We start from the raw sequence: 17097 nt of genomic DNA on the forward strand, positions 1-17097 counted from the left end.
TCTCGTTACCATGCCTGTGCGAGACGGCCAACGGACGGCTTCGCCGTCTCGACCGCCGCATCCTTCCAGCCAGGGCGACCCACGCGCTGCCCCTGACGGCGCAGCTTGCGCAGGTCGCTCAGTCCCTCGATGTTGACGGCGGGACCGGAGCCGATGGTCTCGACCGGACGCGGCGTCAGCAGCGCATCGAGCCGCGCCTGGCCGGAGAGACCGAGCAAATAGAACGTCCCGCCATCCTTCTTCGCGAGCCAGGTCTCGATGCTCTCCTTGCCCTCGCCGTCGACCGGGATGTTGCGCACCATGCTGGCACCGGTGAAGTCGTAGCAGCAGGTGTGGGTCGGCCCGTAATTGGTGACGCTCGCCGAGACGTCGCCGGTGTAGAACACCACGTAGGCGTTGCTGACATTGGCGTTGCCGATCTGGCTCATCGTGAACACGCCGCCCGGCTGGTAGAGCTGGAGCGTCGGCCCGTTGGTCGGCGCCAGCGTCCGGTTGTTCAGGAGCACCTGCTGGGTCGCGGTGGTGAGCATGAGCTGGCCCGGGACATAGCCGTTCAGGATCGTGACCGCATGCGCGTCGGTCCAGAAGTTCGCGTCCACCACCCTGAACTGGTTGACGATGATGCTGTCCGGATCGATCGAGATGTTGGCGGACTTCGCGACGCCGCCGTTATAGCCGGTGATGTTCATGATCAGCGGAATCGCGGGATTCGAACGGATCTGCTCGCCCCTGACGTTGATCGTGTCAGCCGCCAGGTCGAGCTCCCGGACGACGCTGACCCAGTTGATCGTCAGGTCACCCGACGACGTCATCTTGACGATGTCGCCACTGATCCGGTCGAACGAGACCGATCCGGCCACATCGAAACGCGTCTCGCCGTTGGCCGTGATCGATCCGCCGAGGAGCGAGCCCGTGTCGGACTTGACGTAGAGGTCGCCGGCATCGCCCGGGATACCGGTCGTGGTGAGCTGGCTGAAGACGATATCGTTGACGGCATGCAGGGTCTGCGTGCCGCCGCTGATGGCGGTGCCAACGGTGATCCCTCCGGCCGTCGCGGTGACGTCGAGCGTGCCGCCCGCGCTAAGATTATCCCAACGAACGACGGTGCCGCTCAGGACTGCGTTGCCGGTCGTGGCCGTGAGGTTATGACCGGTGTTGGTCCCCGCCGCGATCAGCCTCGCCGAGCCATTGGCGGAGACCGAGCCCAGCGTTGGCACGCCGCCCGACACCACCGTTTGCGCCAGGATGAAACCGTTATCCGCATTGACGTTGATGCTGCCGGCGTCGCCGTTGATGCCTGTCGCCGTCAGCGCGTTGAAGGTGACGTTGTCGTGGGCATGGATGGTCTGCGTGCCGCCGCTCTGCGCCGTCTGGAACGTGATGCTGCCTTGGCTTGAAGTCACGCCCAGCGTCGTGCCGACATTGAGGACATTCCAGTTGACCGGACCGCTCGCGGTCAGCAGGCCCGAGCCGGTCGTGGCGGCGAGCGTGTTGCCGGTGATGGTCGTGGCCGCAAGCAGCGTCGCCGAGCCGTTGGCTGAGACCGAACCCTGGCTCGTCACGCCGCCAGCCGTCACCGTCTGCGCGAGGATGAAGCCGTTGTCGGCGGTGACGTTGATGCTGCCGGCATCGCCCGTGATGCCGGTCGTCGTCAGCGCATTGAACGTCACATTGTCATGGGCGCGGATGGTCTGCGTGCCGCCGCTCTGCGCGGTCTTGAAGGTGATGCTGCCCTGGCTTGCCGTCGCGCCCAGCGTCGTCCCGACGTTGAGCGTGTTCCAGTCGATCGGGCCGGTCGCGGTCAGCACGGCCGAGCCGGTCGTGGCGGCGAGCGTGTTGCCGGTGATGGTCGTGGCCGCAAGCAGCGTAGCCGAGCCGTGGGCCGAGACCGAGCCCAGCGTGGTCACGCCGCCCGACGTCACCGTCTGCGCCAGGATGAAGCCGTTGTCGGCGGTGACGTTGATGTTGCCGACGTCGCCGGCATTTCCGGTCGTCGTCAGCGACTTGAACGTCACATTCTGGGTCGCGTGAACCGTCTGCGAGCCGCTGCTGGCAGCGGTGCCGATGACGATGCTGCCGTTGTTCGCGACGGCGCTGAAGGAGCCGCTCGCGCCCGTCGCCGTGCCCGCCAGCACCTGGGCCAGCGTCAGGCCGCCTGTGCCGAGGATGTCCACGCTGCCGTTCACGGCGGACAGCAGGCTCGCCTCGGTGTCGGTCAGCGCCTTCAGGTAAATGCCGCCGGCGCTCGTGCTTGCGCTCAACAGCGCGGCGTTGAAGCCGAGCCGCATCGTCGCGCTGCCGATGCCGTTCGATGCACTCAGCGACAGCTCGGCGCCCGCGCCGGATGCGACGAACCTGGTCTGGCCGTCGCCATTGTCGATGATCGCGCCCAGTGAGGCGACGCCGCCGGCGGTGACGATGATCGAGGGCGCGTTCGAGGCCGCCGCATATGACAGCGACGAGTTCAGCTGGCCGATCGTCGCATCGCCCGTGGTGGTCAGCGAGATCAATCCGGCCGCGTTGATGGCCGAATAGGCGCCCATCGTCAGCGTCGCGGCAACAAGAGTGACGCCGTCCGAGCTGCTGGTCGCAACCACCGGCGCAGCGCTGGTGCCGGCCGCGAAATTCATGCCGCGGTTGGCGAGCAGCTGCATCAGGCCGCCGCTGGTGATGTCGGCATTGACGGTGAGCCCGCCGCGCGCGGCGTTGAGCGTCAGCGCGCCGCCGGCCGTCAGCATCCCATAGGTGCCGCTGGTGCCGACCATGAGATCGCCGGTGACGGCGAGGATGCTCAGGTCGCCGACCGCCGAGCCGGTCACCGCGCCGGAGATATTCACCTGCAGCGGCTGGAAGGTCGAGCCGTTGAAGCCGATGTTGCCGCCGGCGCGCAGATCGAGGTCGGCGCCCAGGATGTGGATCGCCGTACGATCGGTGAAGCCGGCCTCGGCATAGATGCTGCCGGTCGCGGCGAGCTGGATCGCATTGCCGGCGGCGATGTTGCCGAGAATGAGATCGCCGGTGGTCTGCTTCAGGTAGATGCCCTGCGCCGACGAGACCTGGTCGAGCTGGTCGTTGGACGGATCCGCGAACGCGATCTGAAGCGCGTTCGTATTGTTCGCGGGGTTGCTTCCGGCGGTTCCCGAGGGGGCACCGACATTGCCGTGCTCGGCGATCAGGGTCAGGTTGCCGATATCACCTGATATCACGGCCCCGCTTGCGTTGGCGGAGATGCTGTTGACGGCGTCGAGCTTGACGTCGCCGCGGCCGGTCACCTCGATGCCGTTGGCCTGCGCGGCCGCGATCGGGCCGTAGTTCGCGGTGACGCCGCCGAGCGCGAGGCTGTTCTTGCTGCCGAGATAGATGTTCGTCAGCGCCTTGGCCGAGATCGCGATCGGGTTGTCGACGACGACGAGGTTCTGCTGCGACAGGCTGACCGTATAGGTCGTGACATGGGTCGTCGGGTCCGTGACCGCGCCGACGGTGAGCTGGCCGGGACCGGCGGTGGCGAGCAATCCCCTCTGCTCCGGCGTCAGCGACGAGGAATCGACGCTGGTGAAGGTGAACGTCTGGGGCGCTGCCGAATTGCCGACCGAGCCGCGCGGCGCGTAGAGCATGATCTGGTTGGCGCTGACATTGGCCACGACGTTCTCGTCGATCGGCGGCGGTGCCGCGCCGACGGCCGACGACGACACCGTGTAGGCGAGCTGGCTCTGCGTCCACTGCGAGCCCGCGGTGATGATGCTGTAGACCCGCTCGGTCGATGCGAGCGTGTAGCTGTAGTTCGCATTATAGGCGCCAAGCGCCGTCTGCAGCGCCGTATTGCTCGGCATGCGCTGATTGGCTGTCGCCACGCCGTCGAACAGCTTGGTGAACAGGGTCGACGACAGCGAGCTGCCGAACACGGTCCCCAGCGGATCGGTGGGAGCGGTGCCGAGCAATGTTGTCAGCGAGGTCTTGAGCTCGTCGGTGGTGATCTTGCCGAGCAGGAACTGATCCCGCAGGAACCGCGTCGTGGCCTCGACCTGCATCTGCGTGGTCGTGACATTGGCGGGATCGATGATGCCGAGCTTGGCAGCCACCTGCGCCCGCAGCACCGTCAGCCCCACCGAGGTCGGATTGTAGGTGCTGCCGTCCTGGAAGGCGATGTTCTTGAGCTGGAAGTAGTCGTTGTAGGCCGACGTCACCATCGACTGGTAGCTGTTGACGGCATTGGTGGCGGCGTTGCCGCTGAGCAGGTCGAGGCTGGCCTGGACGTCCTGAAGATGCTGGCTCTGCGCCTGGGTCAGACCAACTGCCGCCCGGCCGTTCAGGATGTTGGCCGGGTTGTTGTCGGAGCCCGCTGCCTCCAGGAAGACCGGGCCGCCGGTCGACTGGACCGTGCCGAGGCGCAGATCGCCCTTTGACTGAATGATGTAGGTGCCGGTGGCCGAGGCGCTGTCGAGCACGCCGCCATCGACCGTGCCGTTGGCCTGAATCGTCCCTGTCGCCTGGATCACCAGCGGATTGATGTTGGTCAGGGTGGACGCGCCGTTGACGACGGCGCTCTTCGCGCCGATCGCGCCGGAGGTGGAGTTGATCTCGATGTTCTTGCCGATCACGACGGGATTGGCGATGTTGTAGGCGGACGCCGAGTTGATGTCGCCGGTCGCCGAGAGGAAGACGCTGCCTTGCGGCGTGGTGCCTGCCGAATTCACCTTCACTTGATTGATCGACAGCGCGCCGATCGCCGAGATCGCGATGTCGCGGTCGATCGAGCTGGCGGTCAGGCTGCCGCCATAGATCTGCACCTGGACGGGAGCCTTGTTGGTGCCGAGCGTGCCGATACCGCCGTCACCCCGAAGCGTCACGCTCGTCCCCGAGATCACCGGGTTGTTGGCATTGGCGGCGACCGTGATGGACGAGTTGGCGCCGGTGGCGGCAAGCGTCGTCGTGCCCTGCTGGTTGTTGATCGACCCGTTGATGACGATGCCCGAGGTCGAATTGACCACGACGTCGCTGCTACTGCCGCCGATGAACTTGATGTTGATCGGGTTCGACGCCTTGACCGTGTTGGTCAGCGTGAGCGTCAGGTGATCATAGATCGCCTGGTACCAGTTGTACTGGGCGTCCGCGCCGCAGCACGCGTTGGAATGGGTGTTGAGTCCAACGGGGCTCCCATCCGGGTTCACGCCTCCCGCCCAGTGATAGCTGCCTGTGGCGGTGGTGACTTTCTGATAGTTGCTGCTCTGCGTGCCTGAAACCAGGTTGGTCGAGCGGGTCCAGTTCTCGCCGGTGACCTGATTGGGCGTGAAGCTCCAGCCGTAGTCGAACTGCGTGCTGGTGGGTAGACGATCCAGCGTCGCGGTGTCGACCCATTGATAGAGCATGTTCTCCTGCGTCCGGTACTGGACGCCCGCCGTACCGGTCCTGGCCGTAAGCATCGACGGGTCGATCGCGGCCGCAGTGACACTGTTGGTCTCGTACCGCGACACCTGCTGACTGCTTGCAGCCTTGGGATCATAAACCCACCACGTCGTCTTCCCCTTGAGCTGGTCGACGATCTCGACCACGCTCTGGGCAGTGACGCTGGTATTGATGGTGTTGGTGACCAGCTGGAGCCCGCTGGTGTTGTTGACGGTGACCGTGCCGGCGCCGCCTTTGATCTCGATGTTACCCTGGGTCTGGGTGCTGTCGGTCGAGGTCGAGATGATCTTGCCGTTGAGGTAGACGTAGCCGCCGGCGCCCTGCGCCACGCCATTCAGGATGAGCTGGTCGGTGAGAGCGTTGTACCTGACCCCGATCTTGGCGTCGCCGCTGGCCGACGCCGTCACGGAGCCCGAGATGTCGTAATAGACGCCGTTCCGCGCATTGGCCTGGGCCGCGGCAAAATCCGCGCCGCCGTTGCGGTTCTTGAGGCCGTTGCTGCCGTAGATGGCATCGTACGCCGCGGCGCCGATGTCGACCGAGTAATTGCTGCTCGAGCCGGCCTGGATGGTGCCGTTGATGTTGATCACCGACGCCGAGATGATGACCGCCTGGCCGCTGATGGTCCGGGTGGCAGTCGCGGTGGCCGGCGCGTCCGCGGTCTTCGGCGTGATCGCATCCGGCTGGATGTTGATCACCTGGAAGAAGCCCGAGCTGTCGCAGGCTGACGCACAGTTGAACGGCGTCTTGTACGGACCGCTATCGGTGTAGACGTTGCGGCCGTCATAAGTCGTTTTCTTCCACTGCGCGAGCACGACATTGGACGAGTCCTGCGACTGCCCCTCGATGATCTTGAGGGTCGCGATGTCAGGCACGCTGCCGGCATCGGGAGTGCTGGTGTTCCCAGGCGTACCCCTGCCCACCGGCAGGAAGATCGATGAATAGAGCGAGGTGCCGTCGTAATACGTCATCAGCATGCGCGCGGTGAAGATCGTGCTGGCGTCGGCGTTGCCGACGGGTTGATACACGCCGTGGCTGCCGTCGGTGCAGCAGTAATAGAAATAGGGGTGATCGGTTCCCGAAGCGATATGCGGAGCGGTATAGTAGTCGCCGTAGGCGCCGAGATAGGTCGCCGCCGTCATCACCGCGGTCAGCGTGTCTTCCGGCCTGTTTTCAGTGGTGGCCCATTGCGAGGTGACCGCGCTGCCGCTGTCGTAGAAGCTCCCGATACCGCCGAGGAAGGTGAAGGTGCCTTTGGGCACCACGATCTGGACGGTCGCGGCACTGAGCGACTGCGATGCGACGACGCTGCCGAGATTGTTGATGATCTTGAGCAGGCCGTTCGCGTTGTTGACGGCGCCGTTGAAATAGATGTCGGGCGTGCGGGTCAGCACGTTGCCGTTCTGGTCGATACCCTGGCCGGAGTCCGGATCCAGGCGGTTGTAGGTGGCGGAGACGTCGATGACCGGCGAGGCGCTCGGCATCGCGGTGAAAGTCACGTTGGAGTGCGAATCCGGGTCGACATGGTCGATCTGGCGGTAAGTGATGTTGCCTCCGGTCACATCGGCGACCGTGAGATTGCCCAGGCTCATGAAGTCGAGACCCTTGTTCTCGATCTTGATCAAGGGCGAGCTGCGCGCGATGACCGCGGGCGCGGCAGGATTCGTGCCGCTGTTGCCGGTGAGCTTCTGCGCCAGGATCGAGACGTTGCCGGCGGACACCAGGATGTCGCCGAACGCGAAGGCGTTGCCGGGCGCGTCGGAGGTGAACGGCGCCTGCTTGATCAGCGTGTCGATCTGGCGCTGGATGTCGCCGGTCGGATCGGTGCCGGACGGCGACATGCTCGCGGGCGACGTGGGCGTCGCCGCCGCGAGCTGCGAGCGGACCTGCGCCGCGGTCAGGCCGGTCAGCGTCGCCAGCTGGTTGACCACCAGCTGGTAGGGATTGAAGTTGCCGACGACGGCATACTGGACCGTCTGGTGGTTCCAGCTCATCACCGGGCTGAAATGATTGACGTCGGGGACGAGCTCGAGGACCGACGAAGAGCCGTTTGTCAGCAGGGTATACGGACTGGTCGTGCTCAGTGTCGGCGCGGCCGCACCGAGCTCGATCGTGATCGTCACATCGTTGTTGACGCCGGCCACCACCGTGCCATTGAGCGCGACATCGCCGGTTCCGCTGGTGTGGCTGTGATTGTCGCTGTTCTTGGCGCTGAAGATGTCCAGATACGGATTGTAGTTGCTGCCGTTGCCGGCCGCCGTGACTTGCCCCTGGGTTGCGCCCAGGTAGATGTCGCGCACACCGAGCACGCTCGAGGTGGGCGCAAGCGTCAGGCTCGTGGTGTCGTCGGCGTTGGCCGTGCCGCGATAGAGCGCGGAGATCGGAATAGCGGTGTTGTTGTAGACGACCGTCGTTGCCGTCGCCTGCACGCTGCTGAAGACGCTGCCGTCACCGGCGAGGCCCGCGTAGATGGTGATGTCGCGCCAGGCCGCGATCTTCGCGTTGTCGCCGACATTGACGGACTGGTTGGCGTGGACCCAGCTGTTGGTGCTGGCGCCGACGCCCGCGATCGCGCCGTAGAGGCTGGCATTGGCGTTGTTCGCCGCCGCCATCTTCGCCGCCGTGCCGATATAGATCTTGCCCACGCTGAACAGCTCGCGCGCATTGATGTTGACCGCGAGCGTGGCGTTCGCCGTCATGTTGGATTCGGCGCCGCCGCCGGCGAAGAAGCTGGCCGTGGCCAGGCTCGCCGTATCGTTGGTGTTCAGCGTGTTGTAGGCCTCGATATTGATGAACGCCGCCGACGTCCGCGGATCGCCGTTGAGGCTCAGGACCGTGCCGGCCCCGATATTTGTGTTGACGTGCTGGGTGACGGTCGACGTGCTGAGTGCGGCTGCACCCGAGAACGAGCCGCCGGAGCCCGACCGCGCGCCGCCGCCGCCCTGGTTGACGATGTCGTTGGCGATGACGACCATGTTGCCGCCCGCCGAATTGATGATCAGGTGCGTTCCGATCTCGGCAGTGGTGGTGGAGTCGACGTCGTTCTGCGCCTTGCCGGCGGAGACACCGGCCGTCGAGGCCTGATAGGCGTCGCCGCTGGCGGCGTAATTCGTGGTGTGCTTGGCATTGATGCGGAGGCCGCCGAAATAGAGCGTGTCGTCCGTCGCACCACCGTCGAACCGTGCGTTGGTCACGGCGGTCGAGCTGGTGGTGGCGACCGCTGCCGCGCCGGCATAGGTGCCGCCTGCGCCGACCGTCGCGTTGGACACGTTGGTATCCGTGCCGGTGGCCGTGATCCGGAGGATGCCCGTGTAACTTCCGTGGTTGAGATTATCCATGTCCGCCGGCGCACCCAGATAGGCGTAGGTGTGCGCGTTCGACGACGTCTGCGCGACCGTCGCACCGAGCGCCAGGAAGCCAGTCGAAAGGCCGGTCCCCTCGGCGTATTGGGCGCTGTCGTTCTCGGCCGCGATGGTGACGTCGGCGTTGGGAAGCCGGATCCCCGTCCCGCCATAGGCGCTCACCGTCGCGTTCTCGGACGCCACGGCAAGGCTGCCCTGTGCGCCGATCAGCGAGCCGCCGCCGCCGGCGAGCGCCTTGGCCCACGTCGTGGTGCCGACGGTCGGAACCAGCGCCATGGCGGTTACCGCGAGCGCACCGCCCGAGAAGCTGACATTGTCGCCGACATCGGCCGTCACCGTGGCGCCGACCGTGGACTTGGCGATGGCGACGCCGACGGCACCGCCACCGACCGAGACGCCGATTGCCTCGCTCGACAGGTTGGGCGCGATCGATGCCGACACCAGCGTGCCGACGCCGGCCGCCGACGTCGTGATCGAGGCACTGCTGCCGATCTCCGCCAACACGGACGAGTTCTCGTGGGCCTCCGCATCCGCACCGACGCCCGCGACGATGCCGCCGCCAAGAGCTGTGGACGTCGTGGTCAAGGTGCCGGCGCCGCTTGCTCCAACTGCCAGAGTCGTGACGTTGACGGTGGAGCCGTTCAGAACCCTCGCAGCGACCGAGCTCGTTCGGCTTGCCGACGCGACCGAAGCGCCGACGGCCACGGCACCGCCGGTGACGCCGCCGGTGAAGACCACCTGGGTCGTCGAATCCTGCGCCATGACGGCGGCGCCAGTGCCGGTGCCGCCCGTGCCGGTGATCTGGCCGCCAAGCATCGCCACCACGGAGTTGCTGACATTGCCGACCGCGACAGCCGCATCGGCGCCGAAGTAGAGCGCCGCACCGCCGGCGATCGCCTCGGTGTCGATGGTCTTGCCGGCATAAGGTCCGGTGGTCGCGTCCTTGACCACCGCCGCAACGGTGACAATCGGTGCCGAGACGGCCAAGGGCGTATCTGCGGCCACCAGCACGCCGGAGCCGTTGCGTCCGTAGTCACTCAGATTGGCGAGCACGGTGCTGTTGACGCTGGTGTAGCCAATGCCGGCCCCGATGCCGACATTCTTCGCAAAGCCGGCGCCGAGCAGATACATCTTGGCCGCATTGGCGCTGGTGGCAGTGACATTGACCTGCGTGCCCGTGACGTTGCCGCCAGCGATCTGCGCGACGACGGCGTCGTTGCCGCCGCTCAGCACGCTGCTGACGTCGTAGGTCGAGCTGACGTTGGCGCTGTTCGGATTGCCGGCCGTGCCGCTGGCGACCGCGTTGCTGCCTTGCGTGTGGTTGGTGCCGTTGTTCACGGACGCGATGGTGCCGTTGTTGCCCTGATTGAGCTGGCCGGTCTGCTGGCCCTGGGTGCCGGCGTCGGCGGTGTTGGTCCCGATGATGATGACGCCGACCGTCGCGCCGATACCGACGCTGCCGCCGATGCCCGCGGTGACCGCGTAGGACAGCACCTCCTTGGTGCTGAGCGCATTGACGTTGATCGCGCCAGCCGAGTTCAGATTGCTGTTGCGGCTTTCCGCAATGGTCTGGCTCTTGAAGCTGATGACGTTGGCGGCGGCGCCGATGCCGACCCCTGCCCCGCTGGCGCCAACCGCGAGCGCCCCCGCGATCTCCTTGATCGCCACGTCCTCGGTCGCGTTGATGGTGACCGCGCCAGCCGCACCACCCGTCACCGATTGCAATGTGGTGTCGTAGACGCCGGCGATGGTGGTGTTGTTGGCGATCTCGATGTTGGCCATGCCGGCGATCGCCGCCGTGCCGGTCGAGAGCGCACCGCCGATTGCATAGGCCTCGAAGCGGTTCTTGGTGGTGGCCTCAACGTCGAGCGCGCCGCTCAGATTGAGCGCGGTCGTATGCGCCGCGCCGTTGCCCTGATAGTGGAATTCGTCGCCGACATAGGCCTCGGTCCGGTTCGAGGAGACCTGGACCAGGAACGCCGCACCGATCGCGGCCTGGCTGCCATAGGCACCGGAGCCGTTCGCGGAGAAGATGCCGGTGTTGTTGGTGGCGTTCACCGTCAGCGATGCGGCCGTCAGCGCGCCACCATCGACATAGGCTTCCGTCGTCGCCTGGAAGACGTTCAGCCCGACCGAGCCGGTGTTGAACCCGATCGCGATCGAGGACGCGTCCTGCTCGGCATTGGCCTTCACGGTGACGGCGCCGACTGTCGCGCTCGACGACTGCACGCCGCCGACAGTCGAATTGGTGATGTAGGCAAACGTACCGCGCTGCATCGTGGTGCTGATGATGGTCGCACCGCCGCCGCCGTTGCCGGTGGGAGCCACGATGCCGGCACCGAACGCGCCGGAATAGGAGAAGCTCGACGCGGCGACCTCGATCTGCGGCGCCAGCGTCGACGAGGTCAGGCGCGTGTCGATGGAAGCGCTGTCGATATAGGCCCGGGTCTGCCCGCTCATCACGTTGGTGATCGGGTTGATCATGATGGAGATGCCGCTGCTCGCGGCGACCGAGGCGACGTTGGTCACGACCGCCTGGTGCGAGCTCGCGACCACGGCAAGGCCGCGCACGGTGTCCTGGGTCTCGGTGAGGTCGGGCGTGGTGTCGGTCGGCGCGTGGGCGGTGCCGAGATCGAAGGCGTGCGCGAGCGTGCCGCTGTTGACCGACAGCGTATCGGTGCTGCTGGTCCCGAGCGCGTCGACCTTGGTGTTCGCGCCGCTGATATAGGCCGCGGTGGTTCCCGTGATCTGGTTGGTGACCAGCGAGCCCGCGCCGCCGGCGGCGCCCTTGCTGATCGACACGGCACCGGCAAACACGGCCGCCTTGTCATTGTTGCCGGCGGTCACGCCGACATTGTTGGTGGCGGTGACGTCGGCGCCGTTGATGCCGTTGGTGCCGGCGGCGGTGATGCTGGCGGTGACGTTGGTCCCCATCAGATTGGTGGCGACCGAACCGGCCAGCCCGACCTGCGAGGACATCGCGATACCGACGGCGACGGTCGAGATGCTGGCATTCGAGTTCGCACCGACCGCGACGTTGCCCGATGCGGTCAGCTTGGACCCGATGACGCCGGCGCTGACATTGTTGGCGATGCTGCTGTAGACGAGCGCAAGGCCCGCGGCGCTGCCTTGCGTCGAGGCGCCCGCGACGGCGGCGGTTCCGGTGATGCTGGAATTGTCGGTCGCGTTGACGGAAATGTTGCGGGCCGTGACGGACGATTGCGTCGTGCTGGACAAATTGTTGCCGATCGCCGCCGAAACGGTGTTGGCAATCGAGCTGATCGTGGTGCCGCCGACGCCGGCGAACTGGCCGGTGGCAAGGCCGAAGCCAATCGTGACCGCCTGGATCTTGGAGGAATCCACCGCGCTCACACTGACATTGCCGTTGCTGCCGGCGGTCATCAGGACGTTGGCGATATAGGCCGAATGCGTGGTTGCGATGGTGTTGTAGACGATCGAGGCGCCGACATTGTTCTTGCCCGCCTGGATGAGACCCGCAACGGAGACGATGCTGGCTCCCGGACCGTTGCCCGTGCCGCCGTTGAGCGCAGCCGCGCTGAAGTCGATGCAGTTCTGCCCGCCCGTGCCACCGGCGACCGTGCAGGTATCCGACGCGAGAAGATTGTTGTTCGACTTCTTGACGAGGTTGCCGAGCGCAGTGTCGAGCGCCGACACCGCGCCGCTGTCCGCCAGCACCGTCACGCGGCCGACATTGATGCTCACCGTCGAGCCGCTGTTGATATAGGCTGTCGTGGTCGGCGTGATCTCGCTGACGACGATCGCGCCGGCAAGTCCGTTGGCGCTGGCCCCGCCCCCGCCTGAGGCCGCACCGGCCGCAATCACGCTGGCGCTGTCGGCCATCACCAACAGGGTGTCGTAATTCGAGATCGCCGTGCTGCGGATATGCGCGTCGGTCGCGTTTCCGCCCGTGGGATCGGCGATCGAGGCATAGGTCAGCCCGATGCCGACTCCGGCCTGGCCGCCCGATATATAGAGAGAGCCGCCGCCGATCGCGATGTTCGTGGTCTGGTAGGCGTCGACCTCGAGCGCGCGATTGACGCCGCTCGCCTGCCCCGTGATCGTCGAGCTCTCGATATAGGCGTTGGCGCTGTCGGTGATGATGCCGACCGAGGCCGACAGCGACGCCGAATTGGATTTCGATCCCGCCACGCCGATGGCAACGACGGTCTCCGAGCCGCCATTGAGCGCCTGCACCGTCACCGAACTCTGGTTGTTCATGGTGGTGCCGTAGATATAGGCGAGCGTCGCATTGTTCGACATCGCCGCCGCGATCGCGCCGCCGATCGCAGCCCCCGTGGCGGACCCTCCGGCCAGATTGAGCGCCGCCGAGCCCGAACCATTGTTGAGCATGGTGTCGTTCAGCGCCTGAACGATCGTGTTGGTCAGCACGGCGCCGGTCGTGGTGTACTTGTTGACCGTCGTGTTCCTGATATAGGCGCTTGTGCCGAGCGAGACGTCGCTCACCGACGAGCTGCCGGCGAGATCGAGGCTGAAGCCGCTGGTGCTCGATCCCGAGGTCGAACCGATCTTGCCCGCCGCCGTCGTCACGCCGGCTGCGCCTCCGGTCGAGGCGGCGCCGGCAGCGCCTGCCTTGTCGGAGAAGCTGGACGATGCCGGATCGGAGACGGCTGCTGCGACGGCGGCCGCGGTGATGCGTCCCGAAGTGGTCGCGCTGAGTGTCAGATTGTCGACATTGACCGCCCCGCTTCCGCCGCTGGTGCCGGCGAACGGATCGTTGGCGCTGAACACGCCGGGCCGGATGTCGGAATGGTTGTCGCCGATATAGGCGGAGGTGTCGGTATTTGCGCCGAGATAGGCGACCGACAAGCCGACCGCCGAACCGCCGCTCCCGTTATAGCTCATCGCGCCGGACAGCGTCACGACCGACAGATCCTGCTGCGCCAGGATGCCGACGGTCGGGGCATAGACGGTGGCCTGGCTCGAGATCGACGCGTGCGTCGTGTTGTTCAGGAAACCGAGCGAAGTGATGCCGTTCAGCGCCAGCGTGCCGGCAGCCTTGCCGGACGACGGTGCGACAGCGACGAACCGGTCGGAAGTGATCGCGTTGACGGCGATGTCGTCCGCCGCACGCAGCGTCGCACGGTCCGAAACGCCGGCGATGGTATTGGTGTTGAACTGGACGAGATTGAGCGCGCCGCCGACGGAGGAGCCGCCCGAGGTGTTGCCGAACAGGAAGCCGAGCGTGCCGACATTGCCGGCGGCGTCGATCGACGCCGTGGTCGTGGTGGCCGCGATCTGAATGCTGGCGTTGTAGGTATGGACGTCGCCATTGTCCATGCCGGCCGACCAGCTGCTGCCGCAGGTCGCGGTCGTGCAGGTCGCAGTCAGGCTGGCGGAACCGGCCACCCACGCCGTCGTGTTGTTGTTCACGACGAAATGGTTCAGCGAACCTGCGATGCCGATCGTGTCTCCGGCGTCGGCCGTGGCGTTGGCATAACTCGTCAGGATGTTGCCGCCGACGCCGAGATTGCCGTTGAGATGGCTCAGAACCGCACCCAGTCCATCCCACTTCAGCCAGGTGTTGGTGATCGGCAATTCGGTGGTGGCATCGACGGCGATATTGGCCGCGTTGATCAGCGTGCCGTTGCCGACATAGGCGTTCGAATTGTGGGTGAAATTGCCCCAGGCAACGGCTGCGCTGATCGCCGTCCCCTCGCCTGTCGACACGTCCTTCGTGATCGCGCTGGACGTCGCATTGCTGCGAACGCCGCGATCGATGACGTTGCTGGCGACAGCGACGTTGCCGCTGGCATAGATGCTCGGCGCGCCGCCGCTCGGATTCTGCGCGATCGCAGCGGTCGCGCTCTGCGTGCTGTTGGCAAGCGAGAGTGCGCCTGCGACCTTGAAATCGAAGCTCAGCGGCACCAGCGAGGTCATGTGGTCCATGACGAAGTGCGTCGGCGAAGCGACGTTCGAGACCGCGAATTCCTGGATGGCCGCGACCAGCGCCGGCAGGCCGGCGATGGCCGAGGCCATCGTGGAATTGCTCGTGGTGTCGGACGTCGCCTCGACCAGAACGGAACCGTTCATCCGGTCGCCGGCACTGGTTCCGAGCGATGCGCCGAGCGTCGCGGTCGCAGACGTCGTGACGTCGCTGATGGCGACCGCGGCGCCGACAGCGCCGCTCGCATTCGGCCCGCTCGCCGCAACCGACGTTGCGCTGGTCGAGAACGAGTTGTTGTTGATCGCGCGCACCTTCAGGGTGCTGCCGCTCGTGTTCACCGTGCCGGCAGCAATATGCGCGCCGGTCGCGACGTTGGCGGTCGTTGTCACCGATCCCGTGGAATAGGCCACCGTCGGGACAATCTGCGCGCTCGTCGACGCCGCGAGGGCCGAGATGGCGATGGTCGCATCGTTGAGCGCCTTGATCTCGAGGTTGCCGCCGGCGTTGACCGTCGCGCCCGAGGCCACGTTGGTCGTGGCAGTGCCGTCGATCTTGCCGACGACCACGCCGGCCGCGACCGGCGTGAGGCTGCCGAGCAAGGTGGAGGCGACCGCCGGATCCGACGCGGTCTCCGTGGCATGCGCGGAAATGGTGACGTCGCCACGGCCGTTGATGTCGGCATGGCTGTTGATGTTGATGGTCGCAGTCGCGCTTGCCGCGACATAGCCGCCATTGAGCCCGAGCAGCGAGGCGGCAAGCGTCGAGCCGACAAGCGCGAAATCACCGGCCACCGAACCGTTCAGGAAGCTCGACACGGCCGTCGAGGTTGCGGTGATCGAGACGATGCCGCCGGTAATCTTGCCGTCGACCGTGATCGCCGTCGTGGCGGTGGCCTGGCCGGACAGCTTGATGTCGCTCGCCGTTGCCCTCAGCGTCACGTTGCCGTCGGCGTAGGTGGTCCCGCCGAAGTTGACCGACTGGGCCAGGATCTGCGCGCCATTCATGATCTCGATGTTCGGCGCGTCGATGATGACGTTGTTGGCGTTGCCGGTCGAATGGCCGGAGCCATCGAGACGGCGGGCATCGATCATCGCATGCGCGGCGAGCGTGATGGAATGATCGGCCTGGATGAGGTAGTCGGCACCGGCGCTGAGCCCGGCGAGCGCATTCACGATGGAGCTGTTCGACAGCGTCACGCCGGTGTCGCCCTGAGCGGCATCACCCACGACCACGTCGGTCGGGTCGATCAGCAGCGTGCCGGCCTTGCCGTTGTCCGCACTGAGATCGACCTTGATGCCTTTCCCAATGTCGATGATCCCGTTCGCGCTGAAGTCGACGAGACCGGCATTGCCCGTCTTCGCACTGGCATCGAACCTGGCGCCGCCCGCGACGGTCAGGTTCTGCGCCGCCTTCAGGCGGATCTCTCCGGCATTGCCGTTTGCGCTTGCGATGTTGAGATTGGCCTTCTTGCCGACATCGATGTTGTTGCCGGCCTGAACCGTGATGTTGCTCGGCGTCGCGCTCTTGCTTTGCGCGGTGAGACGCCCGTTGACCCTGGCATTGTTGACGGCGCCGATATGGATCGAGCCGTTGCTCACGGTGATCGCGCTGGCGCTGCGCAGGCCCTTGGAGTTGACGGAGGCTGCGAACTTCGCGGCGTGGTCGAGATTGGCGATGTCGCGCTGGCTGGCGCCGCCGACAAAGACGTTCTGCCCGGTCAGGCGCACACCGTCGATCGCGTTGATGCGGCCATAGATACGGATGTTGCCGTCGGGCGAGACCGGGAACGAGCCCGCCATCAGATTGCCGACCGCCGACTGGTTGATCTGCCCGCCTGCGCCGATCAGGCTGTCGGTGAACTCGCGTGTCGGCGTCGAGACGTTGAGGCTGCCGACATTCACCGTGCCGCTGCGGCCGACCACGAACCCCTTGGGGTCGGCGAAATAGACGTTACCGCCGATCGCGCCGTTCATGTAGGAGTTCAGCGTGCCGTTGACGTAGACCGGGGCGTCGCGAACGATGTTGACGAGGTTCTGCGTGCCGGTCGGCAGCTGCAGATTGACGGTGTTGCCCTGCCCGACGCTGAACTGCGAGAACGAGTTGAAGGCGTTGTTGCCCGAAATCGTCGACGTCGTGACGTTGGTGACGCTGCCTGATGTCTGAAGGCTCGTCCCGGTGCGGCCGTCCGGGGTGATCACGTTCGCCGTCTGCGCCTGCAGGCGGACGCTGAACACCGGCAGGAAGACCATCTGCATCGCGCAGAGCAGCGACATCGAGCGGAAGCGCGCCAGCCTCCGCAGCGTCGTCAGCTCGTCATTGTGTCGCGTCGCAGATGGTCCGCGCATTTCATATCCTCTTCATCGGCATTCGCGCCGATCCACAACCGGGTGGGAGAATGTCGTGAAG

General features: G+C 65.9%; 1 protein-coding gene. It reads right to left on the minus strand.

Annotated features, from left to right (window positions below; all coding sequences use genetic code 11):
• Window positions 1-5: 5 nt before the first annotated feature.
• Window positions 6-17036: a leukotoxin LktA family filamentous adhesin gene (locus tag IVB46_RS23210; RefSeq protein WP_247308725.1), complete on the minus strand. Its 17031-nt coding sequence runs from the start codon at window positions 17034-17036 to the stop codon at window positions 6-8.
• Window positions 17037-17097 lie beyond the last annotated feature (61 nt).

Source organism: Bradyrhizobium sp. 61 (assembly GCF_023073075.1).
Classification (GTDB): Bacteria; Pseudomonadota; Alphaproteobacteria; order Rhizobiales; family Xanthobacteraceae; genus Bradyrhizobium; species Bradyrhizobium barranii.